The sequence below is a fragment of the Rathayibacter sp. AY1D9 genome (assembly GCF_002932395.1).
GTDB lineage: Bacteria > Actinomycetota > Actinomycetes > Actinomycetales > Microbacteriaceae > Rathayibacter.
The window spans coordinates 1-22,389 of sequence record NZ_PSVQ01000010.1 but is presented as its reverse complement, the minus strand read 5'-3'; the positions used below and the strand labels follow the sequence as shown (position 1 = coordinate 22,389).

The following is a 22,389-nucleotide window of genomic DNA, read 5'->3' as shown; positions in this document are numbered from 1 at the left end:
CTGCGCGCAGTGACGCTCCGCACTCTGGACTCACTGGGCTCCCTCGCAGGCAAGCGCGTCGTCGTCCGCTGCGATCTGAACGTCCCCCTGAAGGACGGAACGATCACGGACGACGGCCGCGTGCGCGCGTCGGTGCCCACGCTCCAGCGTCTGGTCTCCGAGGGCGCCCGAGTCGTGGTCGTGAGCCACCTCGGGCGCCCCGAGGGGAAGCCCGAGGCGAAGTACAGCCTCGCTCCCGTCGCCGCCCGCCTCGGCGAGCTGCTCGACGCTCCGGTGGCCTTCGCCGAGGACACCGTCGGGGAGGCGGCCTCGACCGCCGTCGACGCCCTCGAGGACGGCCAGGTCGTCGTCCTCGAGAACCTCCGGTTCAACGCCGGCGAGACGAGCAAGGACGAAGCCGAGCGCCGCACCTTCGCCGAGAAGCTGGCCGCCTACGGCGACGCCTTCGTCTCCGACGGGTTCGGCGTCGTGCACCGCAAGCAGGCGAGCGTCTACGAGCTCGCCGAGCTTCTCCCCAGCGCCGCCGGCACGCTGATCGCGGCCGAGCTCGAGGTGCTGGAGCGGCTCACCGAGAAGCCCGAGCGCCCCTACGCGGTCGTCCTCGGCGGCTCGAAGGTCTCGGACAAGCTCGGCGTGATCGAGCACCTGCTGCCGAAGGTCGACTCGATCCTCATCGGCGGCGGAATGCTGTTCACCTTCCTCAAGGCCCAGGGCCACGAGGTCGGCGCCAGCCTGCTGGAGGCGGACCAGGTCGACACCGTGCTCGGCTACCTCGCGAAGGCGAAGGAGCTGGGCGTGGAGATCGTCCTGCCGACGGACGTCGTCGTGGCGTCGGAGTTCGGCCCCGACGCCGAGCACCAGGTCGCCTCGGCCGACGCGATCGAGGGCACGCCCTTCGGTGAGAAGGGCCTCGGCCTGGACATCGGACCGGACACCGCCGCGCACTTCGCCGAGATCATCGCGGCGTCCGAGACGGTGTTCTGGAACGGCCCCATGGGCGTCTTCGAGCTCGAGCCGTTCGCGGCGGGCACCAAGACCGTCGCGCAGGCGCTCACCGAGGTCGACGGCCTCAGCGTCGTCGGCGGAGGCGACTCCGCCGCGGCCGTCCGCGCCCTCGGGTTCCGCGACGACCAGTTCGGCCACATCTCGACGGGAGGCGGAGCGAGCCTCGAATTCCTCGAGGGCAAGCGCCTCCCCGGACTGGAGGTCCTCGGATGGTAGACACCGCCGCCCGCACCCCGCTCATCGCCGGCAACTGGAAGATGAACCTGGACCACCTCCAGGCCATCGCCTTCGTGCAGAAGCTGGCGTGGAGCCTCAAGGACGCCGACCACGACTTCGACGGTGTCGAGGTCGCGGTGTTCCCGCCCTTCACGGACCTCCGGCCCGTGCAGATCCTCGTCGACTCGGACAAGCTGCCGCTCAAGTACGGCGCGCAGGACGTCTCGAAGTTCGACAGCGGCGCCTACACCGGTGAGATCTCGGGCCAGTTCCTGAAGCAGCTCGACTGCGACTACGTGATCGTCGGCCACTCGGAGCGTCGCACGCTCCACGGCGAGACGGACGCGGACATCGCCGCCAAGTCGGCCGCGGCCGTCAATCACGGCGTCGCTCCGATCATCTGCGTCGGCGAGACCGCGGATGACCTCGAGAAGCACGGCCCGTCGGCCGTGCCGGTCGCCCAGCTGAAGGAGGCCCTCACCGGCCTCCCCGCGGACGCCGACCTCGTCGTCGCCTACGAGCCGGTCTGGGCCATCGGCTCCGGACAGGCCGCGACGCCCGAGCAGGCCCAGCAGGTCTGCAAGGCGCTCCGCGGTGTCGTCGCCGACGTCCTCGGCGCCGACACCGCCGCGAAGACCCGCATCCTCTACGGCGGCTCCGTGAAGTCCGGCAACATCGCCGGCTTCATGCGCGAGCCCGACGTCGACGGAGCACTCGTCGGAGGCGCCAGCCTCCAGGTCGACGAGTTCGCGGCGATCGCGCGATTCCGGAACCACGTCGGGGTCTGAGTTGCTGCGACGAGAGGGCGGGCCCATCGGGCCCGCCCTCTCGTCGTCCACGCCGCTCCCCGCGCGGCGTGGCGCGGTCGGCTTCGCGACGGGGCGCGGTTCCGAGAGCGGGATGCGTTCGGCTACGTCGCTCCGCTGAGACGCGGATCGCCGGTTCGCCTCGGAGATCCCACACCGGCTTCACGCGTTGGCCGGTCCGGGGCTGTCGGCTCGTTGCGGGGTGCCCTCCGAGAGCGTGGCGCGTTCGGCTCGATCGATCCGAAAGTACGTGGATCACAGGCTCGCGGTCCGGCGACTGGAGAGGTTGTCGAGGGCGCCGCGACGAGGCCACCCGCTCCGCCCCTCGACGGACACTCGTATACATCGCCCCGAACACGGGACGACGCATTCCTCGCGGATTCGCAGGCGCCGTTATACTCGTCGGGGCGCGCAACGCGCCAGAACTTCGAAAGGTACCGCGTGGACATCCTCCAGGTCGTGCTCCAGGTCATCCTGGGCATCACGAGCCTCCTGCTCACCATGCTGATCCTGCTCCACAAGGGGCGCGGCGGCGGACTGTCCGACATGTTCGGGGGCGGAGTCACCTCCAACCTCGGCGCGTCGGGCGTCGCCGAGCGCAACCTGAACCGCATCACCGTGATCCTGGGCGTCGTCTGGCTGGCCTGCATCGTGGTGCTCGGACTCATCACCAAGTTCACCACCGGAGCATAGGGGTACTCGCAATGGCATCAGGCGGCAGTGCAATCCGCGGTTCGCGCGTCGGCGCAGGACCCATGGGCGAGCAGGACCGGGGCTTCCACGCGGAGCGCGTCGCGGTCTCCTACTGGGACGCTCTCGGCAACGAGACGGTGCGCCACTTCTCGGCGGCCCTCCCCGAGGACGAGATCCCCGAGGTGATCGACTCGCCGCAGTCCGGTCTCCCCGCGGGCCGTGACCGGGCGAACCCGCCGCAGGTCGCGAAGACCGAGCCCTACAAGACGCACCTCGCCTACGTGAAGGAGCGCCGCACCGAGGCCGAGGCGGCTCAGCTCCTCGAGGAGGCGCTGCAGCAGCTGCGCGCCCGACGAGGCACCGCGACCCCGTCCTGATCCTCACCGGACGACGAACGACGGAAGGCCCGCCCCCTCGGGGGACGGGCCTTCCGTCGTTTCCGGACCGGGCTCAGTAGCTCGGAGCGATGAGCGACTCGGGAACCTCGGCCGCAGCCTCCTGGTCGACGAAGAACACCGTGCGCTTGCGACCGAACGCGCCCGACGCGGGCACCTCGTTCGTGCTGGCACCCGCGAGCGCGAGGCCCAGGGCCGAGGCCTTGTCGGCGCCGGCGAGCACCATCCAGATGCGGTCCGACTGGTTGATCAGCGGCAGCGTGAGGGTGAGGCGCTCCGGCGGCGGCTTCGGCGAGTTGCGGACGGCGAGGACGCCGGGCGTCGTGGAGCGGATCGCGGAGCGCTCGGGGAACAGCGACGCGATGTGCCCGTCCGGCCCGACGCCGAGGAAGGTGATGTCGAAGCGCGGGTAGTCGCGCCCCTCGGAGGCGTGCTCGCGCAGCTCCGCGTCGTAGGCAGCGGCGGCGCCGTCGAGGTCCAGGCCCTCGTCCGAGGCCGGGTAGGAGTGCACGTTCGCCGCCGGCACGTCGAGGACGCTGAAGAGGTCCCCGGCCTGGACGTCGTTGCGGTCCTCGTGGCCGCGGGGCACCCAGCGCTCGTCACCCCACCAGAAGTGCACGCGCGACCAGTCCACGTTGCCGGCGGCGGAGGAGGAGCCGATCTCCTTGAGCGTGGCGGCTCCCATCGTCCCTCCGGTGAGCACGACGTTCGCCGAACCCAGGTCGTCGAGGACGTCGATCGTCTTGGTGAGGAACCGGGCGGCGACCGAGCCGGCGAGGGTCTGCTTGTCGCGGTGGACCAGCACGCGGCGTTCGGTGGTCATCTCAGGGGACTCCTTCGGGTTCGGGTGCCGATCGGCGGGGTTCGGCTCCGTGTCGGGAAGCTCTGAGGTGCGGGCGCCCTGGACGGGCGCCCACACCTCAGGAGGCGCTGCGGGCCTCGGCCTTCTCAGTGAGCATGTCGACCCCGCGCGAGATCACTTCACCGTACAGGTCATCCGGGTCGAGCCGGCGCAGCTCCTCCGCCAGGCAGTCCCGGAGGCTGCGGCGGGGGAGCGAGATGTCGTGGACCGGCTGATCGGGCTGCGTGAGCGTCGCGACGTTGGGCACCGAGCGCTCGAGCTCGATCACTCCGGAGTCGCGGATGAGCCGCACGCCGTGGATCCCGCTGGACCCGGTCGCGCTGATCGTGAGCTCGTGGTCGACGGGGATGTCGAGCTCGAGCTGCAGCCAGGCGGCGAGCAGGATCGTCGAGGGGGAGTCGGGCGCGCCCGAGACCTCGACGGCCGTGATCGGCTCGTAGGGCGGCTGGTCGAGCACGGCGGCGAGCTGCGCGCGCCAGAGGGTGAGGCGGGTCCAGGCGAAGTCGGTGTCGCCGGGGGCGTAGGTGGACGCGAGGTGGTGCAGCGCTTCCGCCGGGTTCGACTGGGCCGACGCGTCGGTGATCCGCCGAGTGGCGATCCGGCCGATCGGGGACGCGGAGGCGTTGTCCGGAGCGCTGTTCGGCCACCAAGCCACGACGGGGGCGTCGGGGAGGAGCAGGCCCGTGACCAGGCTCTCCTCGTCCTCGGCCGCGTCTCCGTAGGGACGGAGCACGACGACCTCGCTCGCGCCGGCGTCGCCTCCGACCCGGATCTGCGCGTCGACCCGCGCCGTCGCGTCGACCGGGACCGTGGTGGTGCCGTCGTCCTTCGAGACCACGATGACGCGCATCGGGTGCTCGCGGGACGCGTCGTTCGCGGCCTCGATGGCCTCCTCCTCGTGACCCCGCGAGGTCGCGATGATGAGGGTGAGGACGCGGCCGAGGGCGACGGCGCCGCCCTCCTCGCGGATCTTGACGAGGGTCTTCGAGACCTCGCTCGTCGTGGTGTCGGGCAGATCGACGATCATGGACGCCTCCAGGTGCGGCCGTCGCGGGCGAGGAGCTCGTCGGCGGAATCGGGGCCCCAGGTTCCGGGGCGGTACTGCTCGGGCTGGCCCTGCGTGGCCCAGAACTCCTCGATCGGGTCGAGGATCTTCCAGGACAGCTCGACCTCCTCGTGCCGGGGGAAGAGCGGCGGCTCGCCCAGGAGGACGTCGAGGATGAGACGCTCGTAGGCCTCGGGACTCGCCTCGGTGAACGCGTGGCCGTAGCCGAAGTCCATCGTCACGTCGCGCACCTGCATGCCGGCGCCGGGCACCTTCGAGCCGAAGCGCATGGTGACGCCCTCGTCGGGCTGGACCCGGATGACGAGCGCGTTCTGGCCCAGCGACGTGGTCTGGCTCTCGGCGAAGAGCTGCTTCGGTGCCCGCTTGAACACGACCGCGATCTCGGTGACGCGGCGGCCGAGGCGCTTGCCGGCCCGCAGGTAGAACGGCACGCCGGCCCAGCGTCGGGTGCCGATGTCCAGGCGCATGGCGGCATAGGTCTCGGTGGTCGAGGTGGGGCTCATGCCGTCCTCCTCGAGGAAGCCGAGCACCTTCTCGCCGCCCTGCCAGCCGCCGGCGTACTGCCCGCGGGCGGTCGCGGTGGAGAGGTCGGCGGGGAGGCGGACGGCCGCGAGGACCTTCTCCTTCTCCGCACGGAGGTCGGCCGCGTCGAACGAGATCGGCTCCTCCATGGCGGTCAGGGCGAGCAGCTGCAGCAGGTGGTTCTGGATGACGTCGCGCGCCGCTCCGATGCCGTCGTAGTAGCCCGCGCGCCCGCCCACGCCGATGTCCTCGGCCATGGTGATCTGCACGTGGTCGACGTAGTTCGAGTTCCAGAGCGGCTCGTACATCATGTTGGCGAAGCGGAGGGCCAGGATGTTCTGGACCGTCTCCTTGCCGAGGTAGTGGTCGATCCGGAAGACGGAGTCGGGCGGGAAGACCGACTCGACGACATCGTTCAGCTCGCGAGCCGTCTTCAGGTCGCTGCCGAACGGCTTCTCGATGACGACGCGGCGCCACTGGCCGTCCTTCTGCTCGGCGAGGCCGGAGCTGCGCAGCTGCTCGGTGACCTGCGGGAAGGACTTCGGGGGGATCGAGAGGTAGAAGGCGAAGTTGCCGTTCGTGCCGCGCTCGCGGTCGAGGTCGTCGACGGTCGTCTTCAGGCGGGCGAACGCCTCGGGGTCGTCGAACTCGCCCTGCACGAACCGGATGCCCTGCGCGAGCTGCGCCCAGACCTCCTCGTGGAACTCGGTGCGGGCGTGCTTCTTCACGGAGTCGTGGACGACCTGCTCGAAGTCCTGGTCGTCCCAGTCGCGCCGGGCGAATCCGACGAGGGCGAAGCCGGGAGGCAGGAGGCCGCGGTTGGCGAGATCGTAGACCGCGGGCATGAGCTTCTTGCGGGAGAGGTCGCCGGTCACGCCGAAGATGACGAGGCCGCTGGGCCCGGCGATCCGGTTCAACCGGCGGTCGAAGCTCAACCTCAGCGGATTGAACTCGGGGGTGATGTCCACAGACATGTGCAGTGTCCTTCTGTGTGCCGGTGGGACCGGCGCACTGCTATCGGTGAGGGAGGGGGAGGAGCGGGCGGGCCCGGCTGCTGCCCCGGGAAGTGGTCGCGGGACGACCGCGGGCACGCCGCCGCGCGCTCGAGAGCGCAGCGGCGGCGTGCCCGTCGGATCAGGTGTTGAGGGCCTCGAAGAGCGCCTCGAGGTCGGCCTCGGGTTCGGTCAGCGTGAGGGTCAGCACCGGCCGGCCGTGCTCGGCGAGCACGCTCGCGTCGCCGGCGGCCTGCGCCAGGATGAGCTGGCCGAAGGTGAACGGGCTGTCCGGGATCTCGAGGTCCACGTCGGAGCGCTCGGTGATCTGGAGGAACACGCCGGTCGGCGCCCCGCCCTTGTGGTACTGCCCGGTCGAGTGCAGGAAGCGCGGGCCCCACCCGAAGGTGACGGGGCGCTGGGCCTGCGCGGCGAGGAGGTCGCGCACGCCCTCGAGCTGCGGGAGCGCGAGGCGGTCGACGTACGCCTGGATCGAGACGTAGCCGCCGTCGCCCAGCTGCGCGAGGAGGCGGTCGACAGCGGCGGCGACGGTCGAGACGCCCTCGGTGACGCTGCTGCTGCCGGTGACCTCGATGCCCGCGTCGGTGAACGCGGGCGCCTCGGGCTCGGGGCGCTTCTCGAGCAGGGCCCGGGTCGCGACCTTCGCCGACTCGACGTCGGGCTGGTCGAACGGGTTGATGCCCAGGAGGCGACCCGCGACGGCGACGGCGTACTCCCACGTCAGCATCTGAGCGCCGAGCGAGCCGGAGAGGAGGATCTCGCCCTCGTGGCGGTCGCGCGGGAACAGGTGCAGCGCCGTGGCGTCCTCGACCAGGCGGACGACCTGCACGTCGGGCAGGTCCTCCGAGAGCTCGGGGGCCAGCGTGCCGAGGACGACGGGGAGGATGCCCGTGCCGTCCTTGCCGGTGGACTCGGCGATGAGCTGCTCCGCCCAGTCGGCGAAGCCGACGATGTCGGTCCCGTCGGCGACGATCGCGAGCTTGTCGCGGCGCGGGCTGGTCGCGGCGATCGCCGCTCCGAGGATCAGGCCCGGGTTCTCGGGGGAGTCCACGGCGAGCCCGAGGGAGGCCTCGGCCGCCTCGTCGAGGAGGGCCTCGATGTCGGCGCCGGCGAGCCCGGACGGCACGAGGCCGAACGCGGAGAGCGCCGAGAAGCGCCCGCCGATGTTCGGGTCGGCGTTGAACACGCGGTAGCCGGCCTCGCGGGAGGAGGTGTCCAGGGGCGAGCCCGGGTCGGTCACGATGACGATGCGGTCGAGCGGATCGATGCCCGCCTCCGTGAACGCCTTCTCGTAGGCCTTCTTCTGGCTCGCGGTCTCGACGGTCGAGCCGGACTTCGAGGAGATGACGACCGCGGTCGACGCGAGCCGGTCGTTCAGGGCCGCGAGCACCTGGCCGGGCGCCGTCGAGTCGAGCACGGTGAGCTCGACGCCGGCGGTGCGGGTGATGACCTCGGGCGCGAGCGAGGAGCCGCCCATGCCGCCGAGGACGATGTGGTCGACGCCCTTGGCCTGGAACTCCTCGCGCAGGGCGAGGATCTGGGGGATCAGGGGGCGGGAGACGGTGGTCGACTCGGTCCACCCGAGGCGCTTGGCCGCCTCCTCCTCCGCCGCGGCGCCCCACAGGGTGGGGACCTGGGCGGTGATGCCGGAGGCGACCTCGTCGGCGACGAGCTCCGGGACGACGCGGTCGACGGCCTTCTCGGCGTCTCCGCTGACGTGGATCTGGATGGCCATGATCAGGCCTGCGCCTTCGCGCCCTCGAGCGCCGCGGTGACGGTGTCGAGCAGCTCGTTCCAGGAGACGATGAACTTCTCCACGCCCTCCTTCTCGAGCAGCTCGGTGACGTCGGCGTACGAGACGCCCTGCGCCGCGACGGCGTCGAGGACGGCGTTCGCGTCGGCGTACGAGCCCGTGACGGTGTCGCCGGTGATGACGCCGTGGTCGAAGGTCGCCTCGAGGGTCTTCTCGGGCATCGTGTTGACCACGCCGGCCGCGACGAGCTCAGTCACGTAGAGGGTGTCGGGGAGGTCGGTCGACTTGACGCCGGTCGAGGCCCAGAGGGGGCGCTGGCGGTTGGCGCCGGACTCCTGGAGCAGCAGGGCGCGCTCGGTGGCGAACGCCTCGACGAAGACCTCGTAGGCCAGCTGCGCGTTGGCGACGCCGGATTTGCTCTTGAGGGCGCGGGCCTCGTCGGTGCCGACGGCCTCGAGGCGCTTGTCGATCTCGGTGTCGACGCGCGAGACGAAGAACGAGGCGACGGAGTGGATGGTCGACAGGTCGATGCCGGCGTCCTTGGCCTTCTCGAGGCCGGCCAGGTACGCGTTGATGACGGCGCGGTAGCGGGCGAGCGAGAAGATCAGGGTGACGTTCACCGAGATGCCGGAGCCGATGACCTCCGTGATGGCCTCGAGGCCCTCGACGGTCGCGGGGATCTTGATCATCGCGTTGGGGCGGTCGACCTTGGCCCAGAGGGCCTTGGCCTGCTCGATGGTGCCCTGGGCGTCGTGCGCCAGGCCGGGCTCGACCTCGATCGACACGCGGCCGTCGTAGCCGTTGGTCGCGTCGTAGATCGGGCGGAAGATGTCGGACGCCGCGGCGACGTCGTCGGTGGTGATCTCGAAGACGGCGTCGGTCACCGAGGTGCCGGCGGAGGCGAGCTCGCGCACCTGGGCGTCGTAGGACTCGCCGTTGGTCAGGGCCGCGGCGAAGATCGTGGGGTTCGTGGTGACTCCGACGACGTTCTTCTCCTCGATGAGCTTCTGCAGCCCTCCGGTGGAGATGCGCGAGCGGGAGAGGTCGTCGAGCCAGATGCTGACGCCGGCGGCGGAGAGCTCTGCGGTGGGGGTGTTCTCGGTCATGTCTCTTCTTCTTCTGCGTAGGTGGTGCGTGGTGTGAGGGGGAGCCGCTGCTCCGACGGCGAAGGCCGCGTCCGTGGTGGACGCGGCCTTCGGGTCAGGAGGCTGCGAGCGACTCCTTGGCGGCGGACAGTGCCGCCTCGGTGGTGATCCCGAACTCGCGGAACAGGGTCTTGTAGTCGGCCGAGGCGCCGAAGTGCTCGATCGAGACGGAGCGGCCGGCGTCGCCGACGTACTTCTGCCAGCCCAGGCTCAGGCCGGCCTCGATCGAGACGCGCGCCTTCACCGAGGAGGGCAGGACCTTCTCGCGGTACTCGGCGTCCTGCTCCTCGAACCACTCGAGGGACGGAGCTGAGACGACGCGGGCGTTGACGCCCTCGCTCCTCAGGGCCTCGCGCGCCTCGACGGCGATCTGGACCTCGGAGCCGGTCGCGATGAAGATCACGTCCGGGGTGCCGCCCGGCGCCTCGGCCAGGATGTAGGCACCACGGGCGACGTTCGCGGCGGAGGCGAAGGTCTCGCCCTCCGCGTCGCCCTCGCCGCGCTCGAACACCGGGATGTTCTGACGGGTGAGCGCGAGGCCGGCGGGGCCCTCGCGGCGCTCGAGGATGGTCTTCCAGGCGTAGGCGACCTCGTTCGCGTCGCCGGGGCGGACGACGTCCAGGCCCGGGATCGCGCGGAGGGTCGACAGCTGCTCGACCGGCTGGTGCGTCGGGCCGTCCTCGCCGAGCGCCACGGAGTCGTGGGTCCAGACGTAGATGGCCGGCGCCTTCATGAGCGCGGCGAGACGGACCGCCGGGCGCATGTAGTCGGAGAAGATCAGGAAGGTGCCGCCGAAGGGGCGGGTGTTGCCGTGCAGGACGATCCCGTTGAGGATCGCGCCCATGGCGTGCTCGCGGATGCCGAAGTGCAGCACGCGGCCGCCCTTCTTCCCGGTCCACTCGTGGGTCGAGAACTCCGTCGGGACGAAGGAGCCGGCTCGCTCGATCGTCGTGTTGTTCGACTCGGCGAGGTCGGCGGAGCCGCCCCACAGCTCGGGGATCACGCCGGCGAGGGCGTTGATGACCTTGCCGGACGCGGCGCGGGTCGAGACCTCCTTGCCGGGCTCGAAGACGGGGAGCGCCTCCTGGACGCCCTCGGGCAGCTCGCCCGAGAGGACCCGGTCGAGCAGCTCCTTCTTCTCGGGGTTCGCGGACGCCCAGGCGGCGAGCTGCTCGTCCCACTCGGCGTGCTGGGCCTGGCCGCGCTCGACGGCCTTGCGGGTGTGCTCGATGACCTCGTCGGCGACGTCGAAGGTCTTCTCGGGGTCGAAGCCGAGCACCTCCTTGAGTCCGCGGAGCTCGTCGGCGCCCAGGGCGGAGCCGTGGATCTTGCCGGTGTTCTGCTTCTTCGGCGACGGCCAGCCGATGATGGTGCGCAGGATGATGAGCGACGGCTTGTCGGTCTCGCCCTTCGCGGCCTCGATCGCGGCGTGCAGCTCGGCGACGTCCTCGTGGTACTCGCCGGTCTTCTTCCAGTCGACGACCTGGACCTGCCAGTCGTAGGCCTCGTAGCGCGCCTTGACGTCCTCGGTGAAGGCGATGTTGGTGTCGTCCTCGATCGAGATCTGGTTGGAGTCGTAGATGACGACCAGGTTGCCGAGCTTCTGGTGGCCGGCCAGCGAGGAGGCCTCGCTGGTGACGCCCTCCTGCAGGTCGCCGTCGCCGGCGATCACGTAGACGAAGTGGTCGAACGGGGAGGTGCCCGCGGCGGCCTCCGGGTCGAACAGGTCGCGCTCGAAGCGCGAGGCGTAGGCGAAGCCCACGGCGGAGGCGAGGCCCTGGCCGAGCGGCCCGGTGGTGATCTCGACGCCGTCGGTGTGGCCGTACTCCGGGTGGCCCGGGGTCTTCGAGCCCCAGGTGCGCAGCGCCTTGAGGTCGTCGAGCTCGAGTCCGTAGCCGCCCAGGTAGAACTGGACGTACTGGGTCAGCGAGGAGTGGCCGACCGACAGGATGAACCGGTCGCGGCCGATCCAGGTCGCGTCGGACGGATCGCGGCGCATGACCTTCTGGAACAGGAGGTAGGCGGCGGGCGCGAGGCTCATGGCGGTTCCGGGATGGCCGTTGCCGACCTTCTCGACCGCATCCGCGGCGAGAACCCTCGCCGTGTCGACTGCCTTCTCGTCAATGGATTCCCATTGCAGTTCTGACACTTGGTACTGACCCTTCTCGAGACGTGGGGCAGACGGGGACCGTCCGCCCTCTCGCATGGTGGAGCACGCCGCATGACGACTTCGACACGATGCTCCGGCGACGGCCCTCTCGGCCCCGTGCCGACGATCGTCGGGCGGGCTCGGGTGCGTGCCGGGCGCTCTGGCGAGCAGTCCCGAGTATACGGAGGGGGGTGCGCCGCTGACCGGGGGTTGCGTGGTCGCATATGTCTGCGTCCGATTGGACAAGCGTGCACGCCGGGCCCGGCTCCCGGACGGGCGCATTACACTCGTTCGGGATCATCGAATCGTTAGAGGAGCAATGGACGCAGTCGTGGAGACCACCGCCGTCGAGCGGGACGGGGCGTCGCCGACGACCCTCTCGCGCAAGGTGAAGGCCTTCGTCGCTCTGACGAAGCCGCGCGTGATCGAGCTGCTCCTCGTGGTGACTGCTCCGACGATGATCCTGGCGCAGGGCGGGATCCCGAATCTGCTGCTGGTCCTCAACGTCCTGATCGGCGGCGCCCTGAGCGCCGGGTCGGCGGGCGCGTTCAACTGCTACTTCGATCGCGACATCGACCGGATCATGAACCGGACGAAGAACCGGCCGCTCGTGACCGGGGAGATCTCGGACCGGGCCGCGCTCGTCTTCGCGACCACGATCGGCGTCCTGTCGATCGTCTGGCTCGGCCTCACGGCCAACTGGCTCTCCGCGGGCCTCTCGCTCGCCGCGATCCTGATCTACGTCGTGTTCTACACGCTCTTCCTCAAGCGCCGGACGCCGCAGAACATCGTGTGGGGCGGCATCGCGGGCTGCATGCCGGTGCTGATCGGCTGGGCGGCGGTCACCGGCTCGCTCGACTGGGCCCCCGTCATCCTCTTCTCCGTCATCTTCCTCTGGACGCCGCCGCACTACTGGCCGTTGTCGATGAAGTACCGGGACGACTACCAGGCCGCCGGCGTGCCGATGCTGGCCGTCGTGCGCGGGCGCACGATCGTCGGGCTCCAGGTCATCCTCTACGCCTGGGCCACCGTCGCCTGCTCGCTCCTGCTGATCCCCGTCGCCGGAATGGGGGTGCTCTACACGGTGGTCGCGCTCGGCAGCGGAGTCTGGTTCATCGCCGAGACGCACCGCCTCTACAGCCTCGCGATCCGTCACGAGCACGTCTCGCCGATGCGGGTGTTCCACGGGTCCATCGGATACCTCACCCTGCTCTTCCTCGCCGTCGGCATCGACCCGCTGCTGCCCTTCTGATGGTGACGCCGTTCTCCTTGCTCGCCGAGCGGGTGACCCTGGGTCCGCGCGCACTGCGCTGGGGGACCACCGCGGCGCTCGTCGCGAGCATCCTGATCATCTTCTTCGGGGGCGTCGTCCGGCTGACCGGCTCTGGCCTCGGCTGCCCCACCTGGCCGGCGTGCGAGCCGGGCTCGCTCACCTCGACCCCCGAGCTCGGGATCCACGGCTTCATCGAGTTCACGAACCGCGCGTTCACCGGCGTCCTCGTGGTCGCGGTGGGCTGGGCGATCACGGCCGCGCGCCTGCAGAAGCCGCGCGACCGCACCATGACCCGGCTCGCTTGGTCGCAGTTCTGGCTCGTCGTCGCGAACGCCCTCGCGGGCGGCGCGACCGTGCACTCGGGCCTCAACCCGTACATCGTGGCCGGGCACTTCGTTCTCGCCATCGCCCTCCTCACCACCACCGCACTGACGTGGCACCGCGCCCACCGCTCGCAGTCCGTGGCCTTCGAGCCTGACCGCGCGACGCGGGCGCTCAGCATCGGGCTCGTCGGCCTGACGCTCCTCGTGATCCTCGTGGGGACCCTCGTGACGGGGACCGGCCCGCACGCCGGCGACTCCGCGGAGGTGCCCCGCATGCAGTTCCACTGGGAGAGCGTGACCGTCGTCCACGGCGTGCTCGGCACGGCGGTGCTCGTCGTGGGCGCCGCGCTGCTCCTGCGCCTGTCGCGGGCGGCGGGCTCGGAGCTCGCCCGGCGGCGCGTGGTCGCCTTCCTCGTGGTCGTCGTGCTGCAGGCGCTGGTCGGGGTCGCGCAGTCGCTCACCGCGCTGCCCGAGACGCTCGTCGCGGTGCACCTGCTCGGCTCGGCGCTCATCTGGGTCGGCGCGGTCCGCGTGCTGCTCGACGTCAACCCGAGGCTGTTGACCGTGCGCGCCCAGCGCCGGGACGCCGCCCAGGAGCTCCAGCCCGCCGCCTGACCGCGGGCTCCGGCTCGGCGGAGAGCAGGTGCCGCCGGAGGCGCAGGAGCACGCGGGGGAGCGCCCGCAGCGGGAGGTCGGCCGCGATCGCGCGGGCGAGAGAGCCGAACGCCCGTGCGGGTCCGGTCGGCAGGCCGGCGCCCACCAGTGCGGTCACGAGTCGTGCGGGGATCGGGGTCGATGCGTCGTTCGTCATGGCGGAACCGAATCACGGACCACCGACACTGGTATGGCCATGCGCGTCTGGAGGCACGTCACCGGTGCCCGGCCGACACCCAGGTGCGGAGGTTCCGCTGAACGGCGGACGCCGGTAGAATGAGAAGCTGGTCACGGTTCGACGCACCCTGCGCACGTGATCCGCACACGGCCCGATGGAGCGCCGACGCACACCTCCGGAATCCAGGGACGCACATCATCCGCTCCGCGCATCAGATCGATCGCGCGACCGGCCGGAGAGCACCCGCGGGCCACCCCCGGGGGAATGACTCCGGGACCCGACCGGTTAGCAGTGGGTAGGAAACGAGGTACACATGTCAGACATCCTGATCGACCGCCCCGAGCTCGAGAGCCTGGGCGTCTACGAGTTCGGCTGGTCCGACTCGGACTCCGCCGGAGCCTCCGCGCGACGCGGCATCTCGCCCGAGGTCGTCTCCGACATCTCCGCGCTCAAGAACGAGCCCGCCTGGATGCGCGACCGCCGCATGAAGGCCCTGAAGCTCTTCGAGCGCAAGCCCATGCCGACGTGGGGCGCCGACCTGTCGGACATCGACTTCAACAACATCAAGTACTTCGTCCGCTCCACCGAGAAGCAGGCGCAGACCTGGGACGACCTCCCGGACGACATCAAGAACACGTACGAGAAGCTCGGCATCCCGGAGGCGGAGCGCCAGCGCCTCGTCGGCGGCGTCGCGGCCCAGTACGAGTCCGAGGTCGTCTACCACCAGATCCGCGAGGACCTGGAGGAGCAGGGCGTCATCTTCATGGACACCGACACGGCGCTGCGCGAGCACCCCGAGATCTTCGAGGAGTACTTCGGCACCGTCATCCCCGCGGGCGACAACAAGTTCGCGGCGCTGAACACCGCGGTCTGGTCCGGCGGCTCCTTCGTGTACGTCCCCAAGGGCGTCCACGTCGACATCCCGCTGCAGGCCTACTTCCGGATCAACACCGAGAACATGGGCCAGTTCGAGCGGACCCTGATCATCGCGGACGAGGACAGCTACGTCCACTACATCGAGGGCTGCACGGCTCCGATCTACAAGTCGGACTCGCTGCACTCGGCCGTGGTCGAGATCATCGTGAAGAAGAACGCCCGCGTGCGCTACACGACGATCCAGAACTGGTCGAACAACGTCTACAACCTCGTCACCAAGCGCGCGATCGCGCACGAGGGCGCGACGATGGAGTGGATCGACGGCAACATCGGCTCCAAGGTCACGATGAAGTACCCGTCGATCTTCCTGGTCGGCGAGCACGCCAAGGGCGAGACCCTCTCCGTCGCGTTCGCGGGCCCCGGCCAGCACCAGGACGCCGGCGCGAAGATGGTCCACATGGCGCCGTACACGCAGTCGTCGATCGTCTCGAAGTCGATCGCCCGCGGCGGCGGTCGCGCCGGATACCGCGGCGAAGTCCGGGTGGACGCGAACGCGCACCACTCGGCGAACACCGTGCGCTGTGACGCCCTCCTGGTCGACACCATCTCGCGCTCCGACACCTACCCGGCGATCGACATCCGCGTCGACGACGTGCAGCTCGGCCACGAGGCGACGGTGTCGAAGGTCAGCGAGGAGCAGCTCTTCTACCTGATGTCGCGCGGCCTGCCGGAGGACGAGGCCATGGCCATGATCGTCCGCGGCTTCATCGAGCCGATCGCGCGCGAGCTGCCCATGGAGTACGCCCTCGAGCTGAACAAGCTCATCGAGATGGGGATGGAGGGCAGCGTCGGTTGACGCCCGCCTCCCCCCTCGAAGGGGCGCCCGGACGGGGCGCCCCGCACCCATCGAAAGGAACCACCGCCAGATGACGGTCCCCACGAGCGCCGCGACCCCCGAGATCGACGGCGCGGCCGCCGCTGAGCGCCTGGGCATCAGCGCCCACTCCGACGGGGCGTTCACGCCCGTGCAGACGCGCTCCGAGCGTTTCGCGTCGGTCGACGTCGAGGCCTTCGAGGCCGTCACCGGCCGCGAGATCGCCTGGAAGCTGACGCCCGTCGCCCGCCTGGGCGATCTCATCGACGGCGTGCTCGACGGCTCGCCCGCCCCCCTCGAGCACACGCCGGTGGACGGTGTCGACGTCTCGTGGGTCGGCCGCGACGACCAGCGGATCGGCACTGCCGGCCTCCCCGAGGACCGCGCCGCCGCGAACGCCTGGTCGAGCTTCGAGAAGGCCCTCGCCGTCCGCGTGACGGGAGAGGACGAGAAGGTCGCCACCCTCGTCCGCTCGGGCCTCGGCTCCGCACCCCGCGCCGCGCACACGATCATCGAGGCGGCGCCCTACGCCCGCGCCGTCGTCGTGCTGCAGAACGAGGGGGAGGCCTCCCTCGCGGAGAACGTGGAGATCCTCGTCGGCGAGGGCGCGCAGCTCACCGTCGTCACCGTGCAGGAGTGGGCGGACGACGCCCGGCACCTGGCCAACCACTTCGTGCGGGTCGGACGCGACGCGAAGGTGAAGCACATCGTGGTCACCCTCGGCGGCTCCATCGTCCGGGTGAACCCCTCGGCGCACCTCGTCGAGCGCGGAGCGGACGGCGAGCTCTTCGGCCTGTACTTCGCCGACGGCGGCCAGCACCTCGAGCAGCAGGTGTACGTCGACCACGACGCCCCCGACACCCGCAGCCGCGTGACCTACAAGGGCGCGCTGCAGGGCGAGGGCGCGCGCACCGTCTGGATCGGCGACGTCCTGATCCGCAACAGCGCCACCGGCACCGACAGCTACGAGCAGAACCGCAACCTCGTCCTCTCGGACGGTACGCGCGCCGACTCCATCCCGAACCTCGAGATCGAGACCGGTGACATCGCCGGAGCGGGGCACGCCTCGGCGACCGGCCGCTTCGACGACGAGCAGCTCTTCTACCTGCAGTCCCGCGGGATCCGTGAGGACGAGGCGCGACGCCTGGTCGTGCGCGGGTTCCTCAGCGAGATCGTGCAGCAGATCAAGGTCGCCGAGCTCGAGGACCGCCTGCAGCTCGCGATCGAGGCGGAGCTCGCCGGCAGCGCCGGCCAGACCGGCTCCTCCCGCGGAGCGGCGGTCCCCGCATGAGCAACGCCGCGATGATCTGCTCGGTCTCCGAGCTGATCCCCAACCAGGCCATGCGGGTCGAGGTCGACGGAGTCGCGATCGCGGTCGTGCAGGACTCCGCCGGCGAGATCCACGCCATCGGCGACACCTGCACCCACGGCGAGATCTCGCTCTCCGAGGGCTTCGTCGAGGGCGACAGCCTCGAGTGCTGGGCGCACGGCTCCCAGTTCTCCCTCCGCACCGGCAGCCCGCTGAACCTCCCGGCCTACGAGCCGGTCCCCGTCTTCGTCGTCGAGATCATCGACGGCGACGTCTACATCGACCCGACCGTCACGAAGGAAGTCTGAATGTCCGTTCTCCAGATCAGCGATCTCCACGTCAGTGTCGAGACCGAGCAGGGGACCAAGCAGATCCTCCGCGGTGTCGATCTCACCATCAACCAGGGTGAGATCCACGCGATCATGGGCCCCAACGGGTCCGGCAAGTCCACCCTCGCGTACACGATCGCGGGACACCCCAAGTACCACGTCGACGGCGGCTCGATCACCCTCGACGGCGTCGAGGTCCTCGACATGTCCGTCGACGAGCGCGCCCGCGCGGGCCTCTTCCTCGCCATGCAGTACCCGGTCGAGATCCCCGGTGTGACCAACACCAACTTCCTCCGTACCGCCAAGACCGCGATCGCCGGCGAGGCGCCCGCCATCCGCACGTGGACGAAGGACGTCAAGTCGGCGATGGCGAACCTCCGCATGGACTCGTCCTTCGCGGCGCGCAACGTCAACGAGGGCTTCTCGGGCGGCGAGAAGAAGCGCAACGAGATCCTCCAGCTCGAGCTGCTCGCCCCGCAGTTCGCCGTCCTCGACGAGACCGACTCCGGCCTCGACGTCGACGCGCTCAAGATCGTGTCGGAGGGCGTCAACCGCGCCCACCAGAGCACAGGTCTCGGCGTGCTGCTGATCACGCACTACACGCGGATCCTCCGCTACATCCAGCCCGACTTCGTCCACGTCTTCGTCGCCGGCCGCGTCGCCGAGCAGGGCGGCAAGGAGCTCGCCACCCGGCTCGAGGACGAGGGCTACGACCGCTTCCTGACCTCGGTGACGGTCTGATCATGGCGGTCACCACTCTCGAGCCGAAGCTCTTCGACCAGGTCGAGGAGGCCCTCAAGGACGTCATGGACCCCGAGCTCGGGGTCAACGTGGTCGACCTGGGACTCATCTACGACCTGGGCTGGGACGACGAGAACGACGCCCTCGTCATCCACATGACCCTCACCTCGGCGGGCTGCCCGCTGACCGACGTGCTCGAGGAGCAGACCGCCGAGTCGCTCGACGGCATCGTCGAGGCGTTCCGGATCAACTGGGTCTGGATGCCGCCGTGGGGTCCCGACCGGATCACCGAGGACGGGCGCGACATGATGCGCGCACTCGGCTTCTCGATCTAGCCGCTGCACACCGACGCCGAAGGGCCGGGAGGAGTCGTCCTCCCGGCCCTTCGGCGTTCCTGTCGTCTTCAGCCTGTCGCAGTCCGTCGTGGAGTCGGAACGGCCGGGCGGGACGGCTCCGGAGTCCGGGGCCGTCGTCGTCCCCGCCGGTCGAGTCGGTGGAGGTGCCCACCGAGGTCGAGCAGGAGGACCGGGCGGCTCGACCTCTGCCGGACGCCCGAAGGGCCGGGAGGAATCGTCCTCCCGGCCCTTCGGCGTCCGTGCGACCGCTCAGCGCGAGCGTCGCGAGAGCATCGCCCAGGTGGTGGGGAGCAGCGCGGCGGCGACCAGCGCCTTGAGCGCGTCGCCGACCAGGAAGGGCACGAGTCCCGCGGAGAGGACGGAGCCGAGGTCGGCTGGCAGCCCCAGCGAGGCGAGGGCGGCGGCCAGCCAGGGCAGGCCGACGAGGTAAATGGTGGCGGTGCCGGCGAGGAAGGTCACCAGCGTGCCGAGGACGCGACGGTCCCACTGCCGCTGGGCGAGCCACCCGGTGACGATCGACGCGAGGACGAAGCCGACGATGTAGCCGCCGGTGGGACCCGCGAGGACCGCCCAGCCGTGCGAGCCCTCGGTGAAGACCGGGGCGCCGAGAGCGCCGACGAGCGCGTACACGAGCATGGAGAGCGCGCCGCGGAGTGCGCCGAGCGTCGTGCCGACCAGGAGGACCGCGAAGGTCTGGCCCGTGAAGGGGACCGGCCACATCGGGATGAACAGCTGCGCCATCGCCGCGGTGAGACCCGCACCCGCGAGCACCAGCAGGGCGTCGGTCGCGACGGAGCGGGTGACGAGCCGGTCGGCGAGGACCGGGCGCGGGAGGGCGGAAGAGGAAGGGGACATGGGTGATCTCCGAGAGTCCTGGTCGCCCGAGAGCGAGGAGCGAGCGCGTCCGCGGTGAGCGGACGTGGATCCGCCCCGCGGCTCAGGAAATATACTAGGGGGCTGCCGCATCGCGGCCCCTTGCCCCACTCCTCCCGAACCGAACGCCATTTCTTGGCGGGAACGGACAGCACTGTGCTCAGCGTGCACGACCTCGAACTCCGAGTCGGCGCCCGACTCCTGATGGAGAACGTCTCCTTCCGGGTGGGCGACGGCGACAAGGTCGGCCTCGTCGGCCGCAACGGGGCGGGGAAGACGACGCTGACCAAGGTCCTCGCGGGCGACCTCATCGCCTCGAAGGGCACGGTCGACCGCGGCGGCGAGATCGGCTACCTCCCTCAGGACCCGCGCTCCGGCGACCCGGAGGAGCTCGCGCGCACCCGCATCCTCGACGCCCGCGGGCTGGGGCAGCTGGTGCTCGGCATGCAGGAGGCGACGGTCGCGATGTCGAGCAGCGACACCTCCGTGAGCGAGGCCGGCATGAAGAAGTACGGCAACCTCACGGATCGCTTCCTCTCCCTGGGCGGATACGCGGCTGAGGCGGAGGCCGCGTCGATCGCGAGCAACCTCAACCTCCCCGACCGGATCCTCGACCAGCCGCTCAAGACGCTCTCCGGTGGCCAGCGGCGCCGCATCGAGCTCGCGCGCATCCTCTTCTCCGACGCGAGCACGCTCATCCTCGACGAGCCGACGAACCACCTCGACGCCGACTCCGTCGTCTGGCTCCGCGAGTTCCTCAAGAACTACCGCGGCGGCTTCATCGTGATCAGCCACGACATCGAGCTGGTCGGCGAGACCGTGAACCGCGTCTTCTACCTCGACGCCAACCGCCAGGTCATCGACGTCTACAACATGAACTGGAAGAACTATCAGCGCCAGCGCGCCGCCGACGAGGAGCGCCGCAAGAAGGAGCGGGTCAACGTCGAGAAGAAGGCCGGTGCCCTCCAGCTGCAGGCCGCCAAGTTCGGCGCGAAGGCCTCGAAGGCCGCAGCGGCGCACCAGATGGTCGCGCGTGCCGAGCGCATGCTCAGCGGGCTCGAGGAGGTCCGCGCGGTCGACCGCGTCGCGAAGCTCCGGTTCCCGACCCCGTCCGCCTGCGGTCGCACCCCTCTGCAGGCTCAGAACCTGTCGAAGAGCTACGGCTCGCTCGAGATCTTCACCGCCGTCGACCTCGCGATCGACCGCGGCTCCAAGGTCGTCATCCTGGGGCTCAACGGAGCGGGCAAGACGACGCTCCTGCGCATCCTGGGCGGCGTCGACCAGCCCGACACCGGAGTGATCGAGGCCGGGCACGGCCTCCGGATCGGCTACTACGCGCAGGAGCACGAGACGATCGACGTCAAGCGCTCGGTGCTCGAGAACATGGTCTCCTCCAGCCCGAACCTCACCGAGACCGAGGCGCGCCGGGTCCTGGGCTCGTTCCTGTTCACCGGGGACGACTCGCACAAGCCGGCGGGGGTCCTCTCCGGCGGGGAGAAGACCCGTCTCGCCCTGGCGATGATCGTGGTCTCGGGCGCGAACGTGCTCCTGCTCGACGAGCCCACCAACAACCTCGATCCCGCGAGCCGCGAGGAGATCCTCGACGCGCTCGCGCACTACGAGGGCGCGGTCGTCCTGGTCAGCCACGACGAGGGAGCCGTCGAGGCGCTGAACCCCGAGCGCGTCCTGATCATGCCGGAGGGCACCGAGGACCACTGGGCGGCCGACTACCTCGACCTGATCACGCTCGCCTAGCGGGCGTCGAGCAGCTCGTCCTCGACCTCGGAGTCGCTGCGGCCGCGGCGTCGGCGGCGCTCCTCGCGCCGCTCCTCGGCCGCGACGACCTCGGGGTCGTCGGCGTTGCGGATGCGGTACTCGTGGCGGATCGCCCAGCCGAGCCCGCCGAAGCCCATGACGGCGAACAGCACCCACTGGACGGCGTAGCTGATGTGCAGGCCCTCGTCGGCGACCGGCTTGATCGCGGCCAGCGGGGGAGCGTCGACCGGCGCCGGCGCCTCGGCGACCAGCAGGCCGTACGCCGAGGTCCGCAGGGGCTCGTCCAGCTGCGTCGACAGGTCATCGAGCTGGATCGTGGCGATCTGGCCGGCCGGTGCGGAGCGTCCGTCGATCCGTCCCTCCGCGGGCTTCAGGCGGGCGACGACGGTCACCTCCCCCTCGGGCGGCGCGGGGATCGCGTCGGGGGAGTCCTGGGTCGAGCCGACGGGGACCCAGCCGCGGTCGACGACGAACACGCTGCCGTCGTCGAGCCGCAGCGGCGTCAGGATCTCGAAGCCGGGGTTGCCGTTGTAGGGCCGGTTGCGGACTAGGGTCTGCCCCTGCGTCTCGTAGACGCCGGTGACCTCGACCGGGCGGTACTCGAGCGCGTCGTCCCACGTGGAGTCGGCGGGGAGCAGCCCGTCGAGCGCCACCGGGTCGGCGGTCCAGTTCGCGGTGACCAGCCGGTTGGTCGAGGCGGCCTGGTCGAGCCGCGCGACCTGCCAGCGCGAGAGCAGCACGCAGGCGACGGCGAAGACGATCGCGAGAGCGAGGTAGCCGAACCAGCGTCGCGAGAAGACGAAGCGCCAGGAGGGACGGGGCGCGTCGCCGCTCATCGTTCCGCTCCGCGATCGACCGTGTAGAGCGGCTTCACCTCGAGCGGGAAGTCGCGGGCGAGGAGGAACTCGCGCAGGAACTCCAGGTGCTCGCCGCAGGCCAGCCAGGTCTTCCGACGGTCCTCTGCGTGGATCCTCGGGTTCCGCCACTCGATCGCGAACGTCGCCGTCCGCGGGCAGCCCGCTCGGGAGCAGGTGTGCGCGTCGGGGACCCGGCCGAGCGGGATCACGGCCGATCTCCCCGCGGGTCGCCGCCCTCGGGGCCGGTGGGCGCCTCGGAGTCGGGGGCGGCGACCCGGAGGAGCTCGCGCGCACCCGCATCCTCGACGCCCGCGGGCTGGGGCAGCTGGTGCTCGGCATGCAGGA

21 protein-coding genes are annotated in these 22,389 nt (G+C 70.5%); 12 read left to right on the top strand and 9 right to left on the bottom strand.

Annotated elements, in window-relative coordinates:
• Positions 1-9: 9 nt before the first annotated feature.
• From C5C50_RS06325 to C5C50_RS06310, 4 genes are all read left to right on the top strand, one after another.
• A complete protein-coding gene (locus tag C5C50_RS06325; protein ID WP_104273123.1) occupies positions 10-1,221 on the top strand; it encodes a phosphoglycerate kinase in 1,212 nt (403 codons plus the stop codon).
• A complete protein-coding gene (tpiA, locus tag C5C50_RS06320; RefSeq protein ID WP_104273122.1) occupies positions 1,215-2,009 on the top strand; it encodes a triose-phosphate isomerase in 795 nt (264 codons plus the stop codon). Before C5C50_RS06325 ends, tpiA begins: the two co-directional genes overlap by 7 nt.
• A 459-nt stretch (positions 2,010-2,468) precedes the next feature.
• On the top strand, positions 2,469-2,720 hold the full coding sequence (gene secG / locus C5C50_RS06315) for a preprotein translocase subunit SecG (protein ID WP_104221915.1): 252 nt from the start codon (positions 2,469-2,471) through the stop codon (positions 2,718-2,720).
• An 11-nt stretch (positions 2,721-2,731) separates the two neighbouring features.
• The gene (locus C5C50_RS06310) at positions 2,732-3,097 is read left to right on the top strand and encodes an RNA polymerase-binding protein RbpA (RefSeq protein WP_055791968.1); all 366 of its coding nucleotides are present in this window, start codon (positions 2,732-2,734) and stop codon (positions 3,095-3,097) included.
• Positions 3,098-3,170: 73 nt separating this feature from the next.
• On the opposite strand, the gene pgl is transcribed toward C5C50_RS06310, so the two are convergent.
• The 6 genes from pgl to tkt all read right to left on the bottom strand — a co-directional run bounded on the left by pgl (position 3,171) and on the right by tkt (position 11,625).
• Entirely contained in the window at positions 3,171-3,938 is a 768-nt protein-coding gene (gene pgl / locus C5C50_RS06305) for a 6-phosphogluconolactonase (protein WP_104221917.1), read from the bottom strand.
• A 97-nt stretch (positions 3,939-4,035) separates the two neighbouring features.
• The gene (locus tag C5C50_RS06300; protein WP_104232638.1) at positions 4,036-5,004 is read right to left on the bottom strand and encodes a glucose-6-phosphate dehydrogenase assembly protein OpcA; all 969 of its coding nucleotides are present in this window, start codon (positions 5,002-5,004) and stop codon (positions 4,036-4,038) included.
• Positions 5,001-6,539, bottom strand: coding sequence for a glucose-6-phosphate dehydrogenase (zwf, locus tag C5C50_RS06295; protein ID WP_104246802.1), 1,539 nt, complete (start codon positions 6,537-6,539; stop codon positions 5,001-5,003). The genes C5C50_RS06300 and zwf overlap by 4 nt, the downstream gene beginning before the upstream one ends.
• Positions 6,540-6,699: 160 nt before the next feature.
• A complete protein-coding gene (locus tag C5C50_RS06290) occupies positions 6,700-8,313 on the bottom strand; it encodes a glucose-6-phosphate isomerase (protein ID WP_104273121.1) in 1,614 nt (537 codons plus the stop codon).
• A 2-nt stretch (positions 8,314-8,315) separates the two neighbouring features.
• Complete coding sequence (tal, locus tag C5C50_RS06285; protein WP_104221924.1) at positions 8,316-9,437, bottom strand: transaldolase; 1,122 nt, start codon at positions 9,435-9,437, stop codon at positions 8,316-8,318.
• A gap of 94 nt (positions 9,438-9,531) precedes the next feature.
• A complete protein-coding gene (tkt, locus tag C5C50_RS06280; RefSeq protein WP_104273120.1) occupies positions 9,532-11,625 on the bottom strand; it encodes a transketolase in 2,094 nt (697 codons plus the stop codon).
• 319 nt (positions 11,626-11,944) lie between these two features.
• On the opposite strand from tkt, the gene C5C50_RS06275 reads away from it, so the two are divergent.
• From C5C50_RS06275 to C5C50_RS06245, 7 genes are all read left to right on the top strand, one after another.
• Positions 11,945-12,877, top strand: coding sequence for a heme o synthase (locus tag C5C50_RS06275; RefSeq protein ID WP_104221928.1), 933 nt, complete (start codon positions 11,945-11,947; stop codon positions 12,875-12,877).
• Positions 12,877-13,836, top strand: a complete 960-nt coding sequence (locus tag C5C50_RS06270; protein ID WP_104273119.1) for a heme A synthase — start codon at positions 12,877-12,879, stop codon at positions 13,834-13,836. The genes C5C50_RS06275 and C5C50_RS06270 overlap by 1 nt, the downstream gene beginning before the upstream one ends.
• Positions 13,837-14,366: 530 nt before the next feature.
• Complete coding sequence (sufB, locus tag C5C50_RS06265; protein ID WP_104273118.1) at positions 14,367-15,785, top strand: Fe-S cluster assembly protein SufB; 1,419 nt, start codon at positions 14,367-14,369, stop codon at positions 15,783-15,785.
• Positions 15,786-15,855: 70 nt separating this feature from the next.
• A complete protein-coding gene (sufD, locus tag C5C50_RS06260) occupies positions 15,856-17,094 on the top strand; it encodes a Fe-S cluster assembly protein SufD (RefSeq protein WP_104255361.1) in 1,239 nt (412 codons plus the stop codon).
• Positions 17,091-17,420, top strand: coding sequence for a non-heme iron oxygenase ferredoxin subunit (locus tag C5C50_RS06255; RefSeq protein WP_104273117.1), 330 nt, complete (start codon positions 17,091-17,093; stop codon positions 17,418-17,420). The genes sufD and C5C50_RS06255 overlap by 4 nt, the downstream gene beginning before the upstream one ends.
• The gene (gene sufC, locus C5C50_RS06250; protein WP_104273116.1) at positions 17,421-18,182 is read left to right on the top strand and encodes a Fe-S cluster assembly ATPase SufC; all 762 of its coding nucleotides are present in this window, start codon (positions 17,421-17,423) and stop codon (positions 18,180-18,182) included.
• Between the two features lie 2 nt (positions 18,183-18,184).
• Positions 18,185-18,517: a metal-sulfur cluster assembly factor gene (locus C5C50_RS06245; RefSeq protein WP_104221939.1), complete on the top strand. Its 333-nt coding sequence runs from the start codon at positions 18,185-18,187 to the stop codon at positions 18,515-18,517.
• 270 nt (positions 18,518-18,787) lie between these two features.
• Here the strand turns inward: C5C50_RS06245 and C5C50_RS06240 are convergent, their stop codons facing one another.
• Positions 18,788-19,393: a biotin transporter BioY gene (locus tag C5C50_RS06240; RefSeq protein ID WP_104232632.1), complete on the bottom strand. Its 606-nt coding sequence runs from the start codon at positions 19,391-19,393 to the stop codon at positions 18,788-18,790.
• Positions 19,394-19,567: 174 nt separating this feature from the next.
• Between C5C50_RS06240 and C5C50_RS06235 the strand changes: the two genes are divergently transcribed.
• The gene (locus C5C50_RS06235) at positions 19,568-21,166 is read left to right on the top strand and encodes an ABC-F family ATP-binding cassette domain-containing protein (RefSeq protein ID WP_104221943.1); all 1,599 of its coding nucleotides are present in this window, start codon (positions 19,568-19,570) and stop codon (positions 21,164-21,166) included.
• Here C5C50_RS06235 and C5C50_RS06230 read toward each other — a convergent pair.
• Together C5C50_RS06230 and C5C50_RS06225 are read right to left on the bottom strand one after the other, a co-directional pair.
• On the bottom strand, positions 21,163-22,023 hold the full coding sequence (locus C5C50_RS06230; RefSeq protein WP_104250363.1) for an SURF1 family protein: 861 nt from the start codon (positions 22,021-22,023) through the stop codon (positions 21,163-21,165). The two genes, C5C50_RS06235 and C5C50_RS06230, sit on opposite strands and share 4 nt — an antisense overlap.
• Positions 22,020-22,253, bottom strand: a complete 234-nt coding sequence (locus tag C5C50_RS06225) for a hypothetical protein (RefSeq protein WP_104273115.1) — start codon at positions 22,251-22,253, stop codon at positions 22,020-22,022. The genes C5C50_RS06230 and C5C50_RS06225 overlap by 4 nt, the downstream gene beginning before the upstream one ends.
• Between the last annotated feature and the right edge of the window lie 136 nt (positions 22,254-22,389).

Coding starts and splice junctions, on each gene's coding strand:
- tpiA (WP_104273122.1), top strand. CDS start 1,215: ATGGTAGACACCGCCGCCCGCACCCCGCTCATCGCCGGCAACTGGAAG.
- C5C50_RS06310 (WP_055791968.1), top strand. CDS start 2,732: ATGGCATCAGGCGGCAGTGCAATCCGCGGTTCGCGCGTCGGCGCAGGA.
- pgl (WP_104221917.1), bottom strand. CDS start 3,938: ATGACCACCGAACGCCGCGTGCTGGTCCACCGCGACAAGCAGACCCTC.
- C5C50_RS06300 (WP_104232638.1), bottom strand. CDS start 5,004: ATGATCGTCGATCTGCCCGACACCACGACGAGCGAGGTCTCGAAGACC.
- zwf (WP_104246802.1), bottom strand. CDS start 6,539: ATGTCTGTGGACATCACCCCCGAGTTCAATCCGCTGAGGTTGAGCTTC.
- C5C50_RS06290 (WP_104273121.1), bottom strand. CDS start 8,313: ATGGCCATCCAGATCCACGTCAGCGGAGACGCCGAGAAGGCCGTCGAC.
- tal (WP_104221924.1), bottom strand. CDS start 9,437: ATGACCGAGAACACCCCCACCGCAGAGCTCTCCGCCGCCGGCGTCAGC.
- C5C50_RS06275 (WP_104221928.1), top strand. CDS start 11,945: ATGGACGCAGTCGTGGAGACCACCGCCGTCGAGCGGGACGGGGCGTCG.
- C5C50_RS06270 (WP_104273119.1), top strand. CDS start 12,877: ATGGTGACGCCGTTCTCCTTGCTCGCCGAGCGGGTGACCCTGGGTCCG.
- sufB (WP_104273118.1), top strand. CDS start 14,367: ATGTCAGACATCCTGATCGACCGCCCCGAGCTCGAGAGCCTGGGCGTC.
- sufD (WP_104255361.1), top strand. CDS start 15,856: ATGACGGTCCCCACGAGCGCCGCGACCCCCGAGATCGACGGCGCGGCC.
- C5C50_RS06255 (WP_104273117.1), top strand. CDS start 17,091: ATGAGCAACGCCGCGATGATCTGCTCGGTCTCCGAGCTGATCCCCAAC.
- sufC (WP_104273116.1), top strand. CDS start 17,421: ATGTCCGTTCTCCAGATCAGCGATCTCCACGTCAGTGTCGAGACCGAG.
- C5C50_RS06245 (WP_104221939.1), top strand. CDS start 18,185: ATGGCGGTCACCACTCTCGAGCCGAAGCTCTTCGACCAGGTCGAGGAG.
- C5C50_RS06240 (WP_104232632.1), bottom strand. CDS start 19,393: ATGTCCCCTTCCTCTTCCGCCCTCCCGCGCCCGGTCCTCGCCGACCGG.
- C5C50_RS06230 (WP_104250363.1), bottom strand. CDS start 22,023: ATGAGCGGCGACGCGCCCCGTCCCTCCTGGCGCTTCGTCTTCTCGCGA.